Source organism: Kitasatospora sp. NPDC001175 (assembly GCF_053598215.1).
In genome coordinates this window covers 53,032-67,512 of record NZ_JBSFJU010000042.1, presented here as the reverse complement: position 1 = coordinate 67,512, position 14,481 = coordinate 53,032, and the positions used below count along the sequence as shown (strand labels likewise).

Genomic DNA, 14,481 nt, shown 5'->3' with positions numbered 1-14,481 from the left:
CACCCGCCGAATACGAGACCAACTACTACCTGGCGACCACGAAACCCCTGGTCACAGCCACAACCTGAGATCTCTACCGAACCCGGGGCGGTTCAAAGCGGCGGCTGAGTGCCGTGGCGAGCCCGTCCTCCAATGCGAGCCGGGAGGGGAAGAGCTCGACGAACGGCCAGCCGAGCCGACCGGCCACGGCCCTGGCGAACGTGCTCTTGCCCGTGCCCGGCGGACCGAACAGCACGACCGCGCGGGGCGGCTCCACTCCGTGCGCGTCCGCAAGCTCAGGGTTGGCCAGGGGCAGCACCAGACGCCGTTCGATGAGCCGCTTCTCGTCGGCCATGCCCGTGAGCTGCTCCCAGAGACGGGCCTCGGGCACCACCGCGCCCAGCGAGGCCAGGAGCGCCACACCCTGGGCGCTCACGGCCTCCACCTTCTCGAAGTACGTGAGCCCTCCGTGAGGGCGGAATCCGGAGTTGACCAGTGCCGTGGCGCCGGTCTCCTCGTCGGGCAGCACCGCTGCGACGATCCTGGCTCCGGCGTCCCGCAGACGATGCTCCAGAGCGGACAGCAGCGCGGTACCCAAGCCCAGGTTCCGCCAGGCGGGGTGCAGCGCGATGCGCAGTACCCAGGCCCGGTCCCCGTCCACCCGGCCCACCGCCGCGCCCACGAGATGTCCGTCGGCCACCACGACGACGCTCGGATTCTGCGCCTGCAACGCGGCGACGATCTCGGAGAGGCGGAAGACGGCGGGTTGCTCCGCGCCGGCACTCTCACTGTCGAGCCGCACCACCGCTTCGAGATCGCCCGGTGTGAAGTCCCGAACGTGCCACACAGCCATGGCAAGCCCTCGAATGTCGTGGTTCCAGGACTTCCATCATCGGCCGCTCCCTGCGTGGCCGCTTGCCCGGAGGACCGACCACGGTCGGTTCGCGTCGACACTCGCGGACGGCGGTGCGGGAACCGCCGTCCTGACCGCCGGTTGTGACGCCCGGGTCCACCGATGTCCGCATCATCGCCACCGCCCCGGAGACCGCGCGGAAGGTCGCGACCGAATGGCACGCACCCGACAGGAGGTGTGCGGGCGAACAAGCGAGGGGCGAAGCACGCCGCCGTTGGGCGTAATGGAAGGACCGGCCTGGTGAACCACGCCTGGAGGTTCAGGTTGATCAAACTCATGCCGGGTGCCGCAGGACGGGGGAGGAGGACGGTGGTGAGCGAGGATGAGCGGTGAGCGGCAGCCTGCCGCAGGGGAGCCGGACCGGTCGGAGGGGTTCGGCGAACGGCCGCTGGGGGCGCTGCAGGTGAACCTGCTCTGTGGGACAGGAAGCGCGAAGGGCGGGTACCGACTGCTCGCCGGTACCCGCCCTGAGCTGGGACTATGCCCACGTGCGGAGGGCGTGGGATTTGAACCCGCGGTGACGGGTCACGCCACGACAATTTTCAAGTCTTGCACCCGACTTGGTCGCTGTGAGAGCTCGCCGGTCAGACGGTTACGAGCATCCCCGCAGCGCCGTCTCCATCGTCGTCGCGCCAGTTCTGTGCCAGATCGACAACGGCGTCAGAAGCCGTTGTCGTACCGATCAAGGGGTTGCCGATCGAACGAGAGCCCCGACTCGGGTGATCGCAGAGTGGTCGGCGTATAGCGGCAGGGCCTCTGGTGCGCTTTCCCTGTGTTCGGTGAGAGCGCAGCACTCGACGGCCCCGGCTGTGCCCCGGCTGCCGGGGGGCCGGGCCGCCGGAGTCGGCCGGTGGCGGGGCGTCGCGGTCGCCGCCCCGGGCATCGCTAGGTGAGGTGGAGCGTGAGGTCCGTCTCCGTGGCGTTGACATTGGTGCCGGTCACGAAACCGCGGGCGTTCTTGTAGACGCCGGTGCCACCGGTGATCGCGAGCGTGAAATCGGTGGGAAAGCTCTGGATCACGGGGGCGAGCCCCTGGATGGCGATGTCGCCCTTGGGCAGGTGGAGGGTGATCTCGCACTCCCGCTCGTCCGGTGAAAGGCTGGTGACCGTACACACGAAGCCGTCGCTGCCGACCCTGTTGCCGTTCTGGAAGAGCTCGTCGTTACCGACTTGCCGGTCACCGAGGCTCAACCCACCGTCCACCGGGATGCCGGCCGCCTGTCGCAGGAGGGCGACGAGCTTGATGACCTTGACCTTGCCCTTGCCATCACCACCGAGGGTGTCGGGGACCGGGGCGGCAGCATGTGCGAGTGGCGCGCAGGCGAGGACAGCGGCCAGGGCGGTTCCCGCGACCGACCCCAGTGCCTTGTAACGGCGCATTGTGCGTCTCCTGGTGAGAATTGATGAAGGTTGCATAAGTGACGGTTAATCACTTATGCCTTCCTGCATACCTCATCGGCTTTGCTGCAGATCACGGCGCGCCGGGCGTGCGCGGAGTCCGGCCCAGTCGGGTCCATCGGATGGGCGTGACTCCGGCATGGCGCGCCGACACGCGACGTGGGAGCGCATCCCGATGTCGCGCCTTCCACGCCGGCACCCCTCCCAGAACCGACACGGCGGACGACGAAGCTTCTGTCAGTCGCTCGGCCCCGGTGCAGGGGCAGTCCCTCTACGAGCGCCACCGCAGCACCGCCTTCATCGTCGGCGCGCCGGCCGGCCACGCGTTCCACGGACGTTCCACGGACGTTCCACGCGCGCTGAACGACGGCGGACACCGTGGGACGGAACAGCGAAGGGCGGGTACCGGCTGCTTGCCGGTACCCGCCCTGAGCTGGGCTTACGCCCACGTGCGGAGGGTGTGGGATTTGAACCCACGGTGACGGGTCACGCCACGACAGTTTTCAAGACTGTTCCCTTAGGCCGCTCGGGCAACCCTCCTGGCGGAGGTCAGCCTAACGGGTCCGGAGGGGTTCGGTGCACACGCTTTTCCGGAGCGGGGCGTTTTCCGGGGTGACGGGGTCAGGGGGTGTCGCCCTTGCGCTCGCCGAGGGTGATGGTGGTCTTGGCGGTCTTGCCGTCCCGGATGTACTCGACGGAGACCTTGTCGCCAGGCTTGTACGTCCAGATCTCGCTGACCAGGGTCGGGGAGCTGTCGATCGGGTGGTCGCCCAGCTTGGTGATGACGTCGCCCGCCTTGAGGCCGGCCTGGTCGGCGGGGCCGCCGGGGGTGACGGCCGGGGTGCCCTGGACCGGTCCGGTCTGGATCTGCGCGCCGTCGCCCTTGTAGTCGTCGTTGCGCAGTACGCCGATGATCGCGTAGACCGGCGTGCCGGTCTTGATCAGGTCCTGGGCGACCCGGCTGGCCTGGTTGATCGGGATGGCGAAGCCGAGGCCGATGCTGCCCGCGCGGCCGCCCGAGCCGCCGGTGTTGGACTGGATCGCCGAGTTGATGCCGATCACCGCGCCGGCGCTGTTGAGCAGCGGCCCGCCGGAGTTGCCCGGGTTGATCGAGGCGTCGGTCTGCAGTGCGTTCATGTAGGACGACTGGGCGCCGGTCTCGTCGCCGGAGGCCACCGGGCGGTCCTTGGCGCTGACGATGCCGGTGGTGACGGTGCCCTCGAGGCCGTAGGGCGCGCCGATGGCGATGGTGGCGTCGCCGACCGCGACCTTGTCGGAGTCGCCGAGCGGGAGCGGGACCAGCTTGTCCTTCGGCGGGTTGTCGAGCCGGATCACGGCCACGTCGTAGCCCTGGGCGCGGCCGACCACCGAGGCGGTGTACGCGGAGCCGTCGGAGAACTTGACGGTCAGCTTGCCGCCGTTGGCCGCCGGGGCGACCACGTGGTTGTTGGTGAGGATGTGGCCCTCGGTGTCGTAGACGAAACCGGTGCCGGTGCCGGACTCCTGCGAGCCCTGGGCCTTGATGGTGACCACGCTGGGCAGCGCCTTGGCGGCGATCCCCGCGATGGAGTTCGGGGCCCGGTCGATGGTTTTGTCCCCGGCCTGGATGGTGGTGCTGGTGTGGCTGGCGCCGGAGTTGGTGAAGCTGCCGCTGTTGCCGCCGACGGTGGCGCCGATCGCGCCGCCCGCGAGGCCGGCCACCAGGGCGACCGCTGCGATCAGGGCGACCAGGCCGCCGCGCTTGCGGGGCTGCGGGGAGCCCTGGGCACCGAACTCGCCCGGGTAGCCGGGGACGCCGGGCTCGCCCGGGCCGGCCGGAGGCGCGCCCCAGCCGCCGAGCGGCTGCCCCGCGCCGAACGGGTGGTGCTGCTGCCCCTCGGCGCCCAGCACCGTGGTCTGCTCGGCCGAGGCGGCCGGCGCGGCGTAGGGGTTCCCGGCAGCCGGCGGCGGGGCCTGGACGACCGGCGGCGGCGCGTCCAGGTAGCTCTGCGCGGCAGGCGCGGCCGGGGCGGTCGGCGGCGGCGCGTCCAGGTAGGTGGGGGCCGGAGCGTCGGACTCGCCCGCGGCGGCGGGGGCGGACGGCTCGGCGGCCTCCGCGTCGCTCAGCTTGGTGAGGGCGACCGTAGGCGCGGACTCGACGACCGGTGCGGCACCAGCCGACGCGGCGTCAGGAGCCGGACCCACCGCCCCCTGGCCGTCGGAGGAGCGCTCCTCCTCCGGCCCGGCGGACCCACTCGCGTGCTCGGTGCTCACGGACGACCTCCATAACTGACAGGACCTTGACCCATAGTTTTTCGCATCCAGGATTCAGTTGCCGTAAGGAGCCCTCTGAAGAACTCGTGAGAATCCTTAGGTACTCCCGACATGCTCCCGACAGGTTTCCCGTCCGAGCGCTCCGTCCGAGCGGTCCGACCGGGTATACCAACCGGCGCGCCGACCAACTACGCCGACCGGGTGCGCCGGCCGTCCGCGATCCGGACGAGCGCCCTCGACCTTGGGGTTCCGGGGGCCCTGCGGTTAACCTGGCCGCTCCAAACTGACACGCGGGAGCTTGGACCGTCCAGGCTGAGAGTGCGCTGATCGGACCGTACGCCATTCACACCGGCGATGGGGCGAGGGGGCGCAGACCGCTCGAACCTGTCCGGGTAATGCCGGCGTAGGGAGCATTGGCCATGTCGGCTGTCTCTGCACCACCGTCTGACGCGTCCACGACCGCCGCGCGCCCCGAGGCGCCGCTGACGCTGGACACCGCGCCCCCCCGCACCCTCGGTTTCCGCGACCAGTTCGCGCTCTGGGCCAACCTCGGCGTCAGCCTGATGGGCTTCAGCGGTGCGGCCACCGTGCTGGGCACCGCGGGTTCCGAGCTCTCCTTCGCGGCCTCGGTGACGGCGGTGGTGGCGGGCACGGTGATCGGTACCGCGATGCTCGGTGTGGCTGCGCTGATCGGTGCCCGGACGGGTGCCCCGGCGATGGCGTCGCTGCGCGGGCTGTTCGGCACGAAGCTCTCGTACCTGCCGACGGTGCTGAACATCGCCCAGTGCATCGGCTGGGGCGTCTACGAGCTCATGGTGATCGCGATGGGCGCGCAGGCGGTGGCCGGCACCGGGGGTTGGCGCTGGCTGTTCGTGGTGCTGGCGGGTGCGGTGACCACCACGCTGACCATCTGGCCGCTGGGTTCGATCGCGGTGCTGCGCAGGTACGTCGCGGCGGCGGTCGGTCTGGCGATGGTGTACTTCACGGTGCAGCTGGGCCGCCAGGGCTTCCCCGACCCGGGCGCGGGCAACTGGAACGGGTTCCTGCACGCGACCGACGCGATCATCGCCGTCTCGATCTCCTTCGTCCCGCTGGCTGCCGACTACACGCGGCACTCGCGCACCTCCTCGGCGGCGTACTGGGGCACCTTCTCCGGCTACACGCTGGCCCAGGTCTGGTGCTACGTGGTGGGCCTGATCGCGCTGCTGCAGTCCGGCGGCGACGCCTCGAAGATCTTCTCCTCGTTCACCGGGGTCGCGGCCGGCTGGCTCTTCCTGCTGGTGCTGGTGCTGCGCGAGACCGACCAGTCGTTCGCCAACGTGTACTCGACCGCGATGTCCATCCACAACCTGCTCCCCCGGGTCGACCGCCGCCTGCTGACCGGCGGGATCGGCGTGCTGGTCACCGTGCTGGCCCTGCAGATCCAGGAGTTCACCGACTCGTACTACAACTTCCTCGGCCTGATCGGCTCGGTGTTCGTGCCGCTGCTGGCCGTGCTCGCGGTGGACTACTTCTTCGGCGCCGGCCGGCGCGGCTGGAACCTCGACCAGGACGCCCCGGCCCGCTGGCTGATGCTGGCGCCGTGGCTGCTGGGCTTCGCCGTCTACCAGTTCCTGTCCCCGACGCCGATCGCCGGCTGGTGGACCGACCTGTGGACGGGTCTGCAGTCCGCGGTGCACTTCACGCCGCAGGAGTGGAGCTCGGCCTCGCTGTTCGGCTTCCTGGTGCCGGCGCTGGCCACCTGGCTGCTGACCCTGGTCCGGCGGGAGGGTTCGGCCGCCTGAGCAGCGATCCGTCCCCGGGCCCGGCCCGGGGACGGATTCCTGTCTTCCCGCGCCGTTTCGCCTCCGCTGCCGGCTTTCTTCACCGCGAGTTCCCCGTGCCGATGGTTCCCGGCCAGCTACCGCCCCGTAGGGTTGGTGTCGTGGAAACCCGTGACCTCTCAGCGACGGCACCAGGAACCATCGACCGCACGGCCGTCCGGGTCATCGCGCACCGGGGTTCCTCCGCCGCCCTCCCCGAGCACACCCTCGCCGCCTACCGCCGCGCGATCGAGGAAGGCGCCGACGGCCTGGAGTGCGACGTACGGCTGACCGCCGACGGGCAGTTGGTGTGCGTCCACGACCGCACCGTCCAGCGCACCTCGAACGGACGGGGCACGGTGTCCGCGATGACGCTGGCCGAGCTCTCCCGGCTGGACTTCGGCTCCTGGAAGTCGCCCGGGGCACCCGAACCCAGCCCGGTCCTCACCCTGGCCGAGCTGCTGGAACTGGTCGCCGACGCCGGACGGCGGATCGAGCTGGCGATCGAGACCAAGCACCCGACCCGGCACCGCGGCGGGACCGAGACCGAACTGCTGCGCATGCTCGGGTACTACGGGCTGCTGCCCGCGATGTCCGCGGAGTCCTCGGTGCGGGTGATGAGCTTCTCCGAGCTCTCGCTGCACCGGATCCGCCGCACCGCGCCCGCCATTCCCACCGTCTATCTGGCGGAGCGCCGGCTGCCGCTGCTCGGCCGGACCAGCAGGCTGCCCGGCGGCGCCCGGATCGCCGGTCCCGGCATCGAGCTGATCAGGGCCGACCCCGGTCTGGTGCCGGCCCTGAGGCGGGCCGGGAACCGGGTGCACGTGTGGACGGTGGACGATCCGGCGGACGTCGAGTACTGCCTGGAGCTCGGTGTGGAGGCGCTCATCACCAACCGCCCGCGCGAGGTACTGGCCCAACTAGGCCGATAACGGCCTCTCGCCGAGACGGCCGGAACCGGCTGGAACGGTCCGGGACCGGCGTGGAGTGTGACGCGCGTGGACCGTGGGCCCACATGAGCCGTGACGCGCGTTGACCGTGACGGACGGCGGCCGTGGCGGACACCCACCACAGCGGCCGTCCTCGGCCACCGGCGTTCACCCTGGGCAGTTGCCAACCACGGCAGGCGATTTGGTGTACGCGGGCGTGAAGTGGGGGCGCAAAGGACAGCGCAAACAAGGCCGAAGGCAACCTTGTTGGCGAATTCCATGCGCTTTCACAACAGCGCGTGAGCAGTTAATCACCATTTGCGTACCGTGAGTTGCGGCCCCCGGAAATGTCGGGTCAGGATCGCCGACCGGTCGTTTCCGACGGATTCCCAGGGGGCATCCATCCCTCGGCGAACGCTGAAGGAGGTCCGGGGGTGGCATTGATGGTCGCGCACGCTGTGCTTGTCAAGTCCGGTCCCACTTCATCGGCCATGGCCGTTCCGCACGGCCCGGCCAGTGTCGCAGTCGCACGGCGGCGGCTACGGCGCGATCTGGGAGAGCGCGAGATACCGGACGCGGTGATTGACGATGCGGTACTGATCCTTTCCGAACTGCTCAGCAATTCCTGTCGATACGCCCGTCCGCTGCCGCTTCTCGCGGCACTCGACGGGGACGGGGAGAGCCGGGAGAGTTCGGGGGCACCGGGGGTTTCGGGAACTTCCGTGAACTCCGTGACGTCGGTGGCCGATCTACTGGATCCGGATCTCGGTGACGGGGGCGGCATTCTGGTGCGCTGGCAGCTGCATGGCGACGGCCTGCTCGGCCTTGAGGTGACGGACGGCGGTGCGGCCACCCGGCCGTTGCCCGCCCGGCCCTCGATGACCTCGCGCGGTGGCCGCGGCCTGAACATCGTCGGGCAGTTGGCGAGCGACTGGGGTGTTCGCGACGAGCCCGGTCAGGTGACGGTCTGGGCCCTGCTGCCGGCTCGGGTGAGCCACGTGACGAGCGCCAGGAGTGCCTGACCCCCTCCCGCCGGGGCGGGCGCGCTTCCGACCGGGCCCCGAGGTCGGCTTCCGACCGGGCCCAGGGTCGAAGGACACCCCAGTGGCGTTCCGAAGAGCGTGTTCGCCCGCTCCCCTGGAGCTAGGCTGCGCGGGAGCAAGTCATCGCCGTTTCCGGGAGAGCCGCACCATGGCCAAGAAGGCCGCGAAGAAGTCGCCGCAGCGCCGTCCGTCCACCGCCGTGAGCACGGGGGAGATCCCCGTCGTCGGTGCCCGTGAGGACTGCCCGTGCGGGTCGGGCCGCCGCTACAAGGCCTGCCACGGCCGGGAGGCCGCGCACGCGGTGCAGACGCTGGTGCACCGCCCGTTCGAGGGTCTGCCGGGCGAGGCGGACTGGGTCGCGCTGCGCGAGCTGGTCCCGGCCGCGACCGCCCCGCTGACGCTGAACGCCGAGGCCAGGGCACTCGCGGTCGGCGAGGTGCCCTCGGTGACCCTGGCGACGGTGCTGCCGCTGGCCTGGCCCGCGCTGCGCCGCCAGGACGGCTCGATCCTGATCGGTCTGCAGACCCAGTCCTCCTCCGGCGACCTGAGCCGCGACCTGGCCGACGCCCTGGAGCTGGCCCTGGCCACCGAGCCCGGCACCCCGGTGCCCGCCCGCCGGACCACCCCGGGCGGCCGCCGCCTGCAGGAACTGCTGGATCTGGACGCCGAGTTCTCCCCGACCGTGTTCACCGGGTTCGAGTTCTGGCTGGAGGACGCCGAGGGCGCCGCCGGCGAGGTCGCCGCCTCGCTGGAGCGTGCCAACGCCTCCGCCATCCCCACCGAGAAGCTCTCGTCCGTGGACTCCGCGTTCTGGTGCGCCGCGCCGGACAAGAACCACCTGCGCTGGGTGATGACCGTCCCCGAGGAGCAGCTGCTGGACGCACTCGCCCGGCTGAGCACCGCCGGCCAGTCCTCGCTCGGCCAGGACACCAAGCTGGTCGGCTCGTTCCGCGCGCACGGTCTCACCGTGCCGGTCTGGGACCTGCCTTCGACGATGACCGCGGAGGACTGCGAGAAGCCCGCCGCCGAGTTCGCCGAGCGCCTCGCGGACACCCTCGCGGCTCTGGCCTCGGCCGGTGCCGCCCCGCTGAACGCCGACGAGCGCCGGACCCGGGCCAACCTGGTGAACCGTCAGGTGACGCTCAACTGACGGCTCTCAGGTCCGCCGAGAAGATAAGGTGACTCGCGTCACATTTCTCCCGCGTTTCGGGAAATGTCCAGGTGGAACGCCCCGTGGACATCCCGTGGACAATTTGCGCGGACGCGGATCTTTGTTACCATTTAAACAGTCCGGTCGCTGGTGCATCCCCCGTCGCCAGCGGCCGGATCTTCCATTTTCCAGACAGGTTCCCCGAGTTCGAGAAGTCGGGCGCGAGAAGCCGGGCACGACAACCTCGGCGCGAAGACCGCGGCACGAGAACCGCGGCTCGGCGGCAACCACCGCGCGACAGCCGCGACGGAACGACCGCGGCGCGGAATTGCGCGGCCCGACCCGCCTTGCGGGCCCCGGCCGCGGTCAGAACGCCAGCCGGCTACCGTCCGGGGCGACCCGGCTCGCCGCGATCAACCCGCCTAGCAGCAGATCGACTTGGGGCAGCAGCGGTGCCCCCTCGGCCGGCGGCCTGATCCAGCGCACCGGACCGGCCGCGGCTTGCGCGGGCGGCAGCAGCAGATAGCCGTCCGGCCCGTGGAAGCGCAGCGACCCGGGCACCCAGGGCAGGTCCGCGAGCACGCCGCCGAGCCCCTCCAGCGTGTACGGGGCCACCAGCAGGACGTACCGCCGCCGGCTCGCCAGCACCGGGCCGAGCGGCAGCCGGAGCAGGTCGAAGTACTCCAGCGCCCGCTGCCCGGCCTCCGTCGGGAGGCTCACCGCGCACACCGACCGGCCGGTGGCGAGCAGCACCGGCGAGCCCGGGCTGCGCTCGCTCCACCACCAACTCACCATCCGCGCATCGGTGCTGGCCGCCAGCAGCGGCGGGTCGTGCGGGTGCGCGCCGGGAGCCGGGCAGCACGGATCGTCGCAGGAACACGGCCCGAGCAGTCCGGTCACGGCACGGGCACCGGGCAGTACCGGCCAGCCGCGCCCGACCGCCGCCAGCGCGGTGCGCAGCAGCGCCTTCCGCCTGTGGCGCCGACTGCCGGGCCAGCGCAGCCAGTTGCGGCACGCCCACCGGGGGTTCGCACCGGGGAAGGTCCATCCCAGGAGGTTCCGGCCGCGCCGAGCCTGCCCGTGGCTCGTACGTCGCATGAGCACTCGTTCCTTTCCGAGACCGCCTGGCTCAGGCGCGACCGCTGGGGGTTCGGGCCCGATCACCGGACTCCGGGCCGCGGGTGCGGTCCGGGCGGCCCGGACCAATCGAACCGCACTGGCTGTTCGAACTGCACTGGCCACGCTGACTGTTCGGAACATTCGAACTGACGACACGTCACCGCCGGTGTCACGACCGGCGCCACCGCAGGACGTCACGACACGGAACGCGAACGGGCGGGCACGAGCCCCGCCTTCGGGCCCCTCGAGGAGAATCCCGCATCCGTCCGGATGGACGACGCCGGGAGCGCGACGGTTCCACCGTACGGGTGAGTCGGGCCGGACCGTGCCGGGTTGCCGGGCGCGGCGGCCTACGATCCGGGCCGCCGACTGGGCGTCACATCCGTTGTATCCCACGCCCGTCAGGCACGGAACCGGCCGCTCGGCCGCGCACACCGATTCTGGACATGCCCCGATCGGCCTGTGTACAAGTGGTGGATTGGTGCCGAGTAGTGACGTAGCAGTGTTTTTGCGCGGTGCGATCCTTTTGTGTGCCGCTGTCCTTCTGTGCGCTCCTGGGAGTCCTGCGTGGCACACACCAGTCTGTGGGGAGTTGGGGCGGAATGACCGACGCCAAGCCGCTTGACCTGCCGCTGCCCGGGCCCGCCGGCCCGGCCGGGCCGGAAGCCGTACCCGGCCTGCCGTCCGGGCCGGCCCTGCTCGCCCCCGGGGCCGACCACTGCGGCGGCCGCATGCTGACGGAGTATTCCGTCCGGGATCCGGCGCTCGCGGGTCCCGTCGCCACGGACTCGGAGACCTCTGCCGCCGCCGTCCCCAACACGCCTGAGCTGCAGGACCGTTTGACCGGATGGCTGTCCGATTTCACCTCGCTCCACGAGCACACCGGCAGGCTCGCCGCCGCCCGCGGGCTCGCCGCCACCCTGACCGCCGTCCTCGACTCCGGCGCCGCCCTGCTCGGTGCCCACCGCGGGCTGATCACCACCACCGTCCCGGGCTCCGGACGCCCGGTCGGCCTCGGCCTGGACGGGGCCAGCGTCGGTGCGCTGGAGACCGTCCCCGCCGAGCACGGACCGTTCGCCGGACTGCTCAGTCGCCCCGGCGGCTCCGGGCAGCTGCTGGTCGCCGATCTCGCCGCCGACCCCTCCGTCGGCCCGCGCTTCCGCGAGGTGGCCGGACAGCTCGGCCTCGGCGCCTGCTACGCGCTGCCGCTCGCCACCGAGCAGGACGGACCGCTCGGCGCCGCCGTCTGGTTCTACGACGAACCCGCCGAACCCGACGAGCGGCGGCGGGAGCTGGCCCGGATGTACTGCGAGTTCGCCGCGCCGCTGGTGGCCAAGCAGTTGGAGGCGGACCGCACCCACCGGGCCACCGAGGCGCTGCGCCGCGGCCTGCTGCCCGACCGGCTGCCCGCCGTCCCCGGGCTGCGGCTCGCCGCCCGCTGCGTCCCCGCCGCACTCGACCGCTGCACCGGCGGCCGGGCCAGCGGCTCGGCCGGTGCGGCCGCGAGCAGCGACTGGTACGACGCCATCGCACTCACGGACGGCACCCTCGGCCTCACCGTCGGCAGCGTCTCCGGCGACGGACCGGGCGCCGGCCCCTCCTCCGTCCCCGGCGCGGCGGCTGCGATGAGCAGGGTGCGAGCCGCACTGCGGGCGTACGTGGTGCTGGAGGGCGAGGACCCGGTCTCGGTGCTCGGCGACCTCGAACTGCTGCTCAAGACCACCGAGCCCGCGCGCACCGCCACCGCCGCCTACGCCTGGGTCCAGCCCGGGGAGCGGCGGATCACCCTGGCCGGGGCCGGCCACTGCCCCCCGGTCCTGGTCACCCGGTACGGCGCCAACTTCGTCGAGACCTCGCTCTCCGCTCCGCTCGGCATGCTCGCCTGCTGGGAGGCGCCCGGGGTCGAGCTCGACGCGGAGCGCGGGGACCTGCTGCTGCTCTACACCGAGGGGCTGGCCCGGCGCTTCGGGCCGACCCTGCACGCCGGGCAGGCGGCGCTGCGGCGGGCCGCGGCCGACGCCCCGCGCGACGTCCGCCTCGAACCGGACCGCTTCTGCGGCCACCTCCTCGACATCTGCCCGGCGGCCGGGGATGCCGGCGCCGTGGACGACCTGGTGCTGCTGGCGGTCCGCTTCGAGTGATGCGAGTGAGGCGTCCGGGCCGGCCGTCCGGGGGGCCGGGGACGGGCCGGCCAGGAACCCGGCGAGCCGTCCACTGCCACTGAGTCGCAGGTCCGGGCACGGATGGGGCTCCACCGGTCGCGCAGCCGTTCGGCCGGGCATCCGTACCATGGGACGCACGACCGCCCGCGCGTGTCGCGATCCGACGCGTCCGGGGCGGTACCACTCGCGAGGAGGCGACGTAAGTGACCGAGGACCGTACCCCGGCGGCAGCGGAGAACCCCGAAGGCGCTGCCGACGGCGGCCAGGAAGCCACCGAGCAGCCCATCAAGGGCCGGAAGAACGGCCTCTACGGTGAGATCTCCGACGAGCTCGCCGCGTCGATGAAGTCCGGCTGGGCCGACACCGAGCTGCGCGACCTGCAGCCGGTCGAGCAGGCTCGGTACGCCGCCGAGCGCCGCGCCGCGCTCTCCGCCGCGTACCCCGGCGAGCGTCTGGTGATCCCGGCGGGCAACCTGAAGACCCGCTCCAACGACACCGACTACAACTTCCGCCCGGCCACCGAGTACGTGCACCTCACCGGTGACCAGACCGAGGACGCGGTCCTGGTCGCCGAGCCGGCCGGCGAGCGCGGCCACGACTTCCACCTCTACCTGCTGCCCCGCTCCAACCGCGAGAACGGCGAGTTCTGGCTGGACGGCAACGGCGAGCTCTGGGTCGGCCGCCGCCACAGCCTCACCGAGGCCGAGGCGCTGCTCGGACTGCCCGCGCGGGACGTCCGCAAGGCCGCCGAGGAGCTGGCGGCAGCCGCCGCCGACGGTGTCCCGACCCGGATGGTGCGCGGCTACGACGCCGGCCTCGAGGCCGCGCTGTCCGAGGTGCTGGACGCCGACAAGGACGACGAGCTGAAGGTCTTCCTGAGCGGGCTGCGCCTGGTCAAGGACGAGTGGGAGGTCGAGCAGCTGCGCGCCGCCTGCGCCGCCACCGTCAAGGGCTTCACCGACGCGGTACGGGAGCTGGGCCAGGCCGTGGCCACCTCCGAGCGCTGGATCGAGGGCACCTTCTGGCGCCGGGCCCGGGTCGAGGGCAACGACGTCGGCTACGGCTCCATCTGCGCCGCCGGCCCGCACGCCACCACCCTGCACTGGGTCCGCAACGACGGTGAGGTCCGCCCCGGCGAGCTCCTGCTGCTGGACGCCGGTGTGGAGACCCGCACCCTCTACACCGCGGACGTCACCCGCACCCTCCCGATCAACGGCCGCTTCGACGACCTGCAGCGGAAGATCTACGACGCCGTGTACGCCGCCCAGGAGGCCGGTATCGCGGCCGTCCGGCCGGGCGCCCGGTTCCGTGACTTCCACGAGGCCTCGCAGCGCGTCCTGGCTGAGCACCTGCTCGCCTGGGGCCTGCTGGACGCCACGGTCTACGACGTCGAGAAGGTCATCGAGCTCGGACTGCAGCGCCGCTGGACCCTGCACGGCACCGGGCACATGCTCGGCCTGGACGTGCACGACTGCGCGGTGTCCCGCCGCGAGGAGCACGTGGACGCGCTGCTGAAGCCCGGCATGGTGCTGACCGTCGAGCCCGGCCTGTACTTCCAGCAGGACGACCTGACCGTCCCCGAGGAGTACCGCGGCATCGGCGTCCGGATCGAGGACGACATCCTGGTCACCGCCGACGGTCACGAGAACCTCTCGGCCGGGCTGCCCCGCCGCTCCGACGAGGTCGAGGCCTGGATGGCGAGCCTCACCGCCTGACGGCCACCGGGCACCAGG

General features: G+C 71.8%; 10 protein-coding genes and 1 tRNA gene. 6 read left to right on the top strand and 5 right to left on the bottom strand.

Annotated features, from left to right (window positions below):
• Positions 1–73: 73 nt before the first annotated feature.
• The 4 genes from ACWDAK_RS26515 to ACWDAK_RS26500 form a co-directional block, all read right to left on the bottom strand.
• The gene (locus ACWDAK_RS26515; RefSeq protein WP_427394933.1) at positions 74–832 is read right to left on the bottom strand and encodes a GNAT family N-acetyltransferase; all 759 of its coding nucleotides are present in this window, start codon (positions 830–832) and stop codon (positions 74–76) included.
• Between the two features lie 945 nt (positions 833–1,777).
• On the bottom strand, positions 1,778–2,272 hold the full coding sequence (locus ACWDAK_RS26510; RefSeq protein WP_427394934.1) for an allene oxide cyclase barrel-like domain-containing protein: 495 nt from the start codon (positions 2,270–2,272) through the stop codon (positions 1,778–1,780).
• Positions 2,273–2,742: 470 nt separating this feature from the next.
• Positions 2,743–2,830 (bottom strand) — tRNA-Ser (locus ACWDAK_RS26505).
• 81 nt (positions 2,831–2,911) lie between these two features.
• The gene (locus ACWDAK_RS26500; RefSeq protein ID WP_427394935.1) at positions 2,912–4,543 is read right to left on the bottom strand and encodes a S1C family serine protease; all 1,632 of its coding nucleotides are present in this window, start codon (positions 4,541–4,543) and stop codon (positions 2,912–2,914) included.
• A gap of 419 nt (positions 4,544–4,962) precedes the next feature.
• Between ACWDAK_RS26500 and ACWDAK_RS26495 the strand changes: the two genes are divergently transcribed.
• The 4 genes from ACWDAK_RS26495 to ACWDAK_RS26480 all read left to right on the top strand — a co-directional run bounded on the left by ACWDAK_RS26495 (position 4,963) and on the right by ACWDAK_RS26480 (position 9,467).
• Entirely contained in the window at positions 4,963–6,327 is a 1,365-nt protein-coding gene (locus ACWDAK_RS26495; protein WP_427394936.1) for a purine-cytosine permease family protein, read from the top strand.
• Positions 6,328–6,530: 203 nt separating this feature from the next.
• On the top strand, positions 6,531–7,277 hold the full coding sequence (locus ACWDAK_RS26490) for a glycerophosphodiester phosphodiesterase (RefSeq protein ID WP_344636935.1): 747 nt from the start codon (positions 6,531–6,533) through the stop codon (positions 7,275–7,277).
• A gap of 440 nt (positions 7,278–7,717) precedes the next feature.
• Positions 7,718–8,296 (top strand): ATP-binding protein, encoded by a 579-nt coding sequence (locus ACWDAK_RS26485; protein ID WP_427394965.1) that lies wholly within the window; start codon positions 7,718–7,720, stop codon positions 8,294–8,296.
• Between the two features lie 169 nt (positions 8,297–8,465).
• Entirely contained in the window at positions 8,466–9,467 is a 1,002-nt protein-coding gene (locus ACWDAK_RS26480) for a DUF5926 family protein (protein WP_344636805.1), read from the top strand.
• Positions 9,468–9,833: 366 nt separating this feature from the next.
• Here ACWDAK_RS26480 and ACWDAK_RS26475 read toward each other — a convergent pair whose 3' ends face one another.
• Entirely contained in the window at positions 9,834–10,565 is a 732-nt protein-coding gene (locus ACWDAK_RS26475) for a bifunctional DNA primase/polymerase (protein ID WP_344636804.1), read from the bottom strand.
• A 623-nt stretch (positions 10,566–11,188) separates the two neighbouring features.
• On the opposite strand from ACWDAK_RS26475, the gene ACWDAK_RS26470 reads away from it, so the two are divergent.
• Positions 11,189–12,727: a PP2C family protein-serine/threonine phosphatase gene (locus tag ACWDAK_RS26470; RefSeq protein WP_344636803.1), complete on the top strand. Its 1,539-nt coding sequence runs from the start codon at positions 11,189–11,191 to the stop codon at positions 12,725–12,727.
• Between the two features lie 224 nt (positions 12,728–12,951).
• The gene (locus tag ACWDAK_RS26465) at positions 12,952–14,463 is read left to right on the top strand and encodes an aminopeptidase P family protein (RefSeq protein WP_344636802.1); all 1,512 of its coding nucleotides are present in this window, start codon (positions 12,952–12,954) and stop codon (positions 14,461–14,463) included.
• Positions 14,464–14,481: the final 18 nt, after the last annotated feature.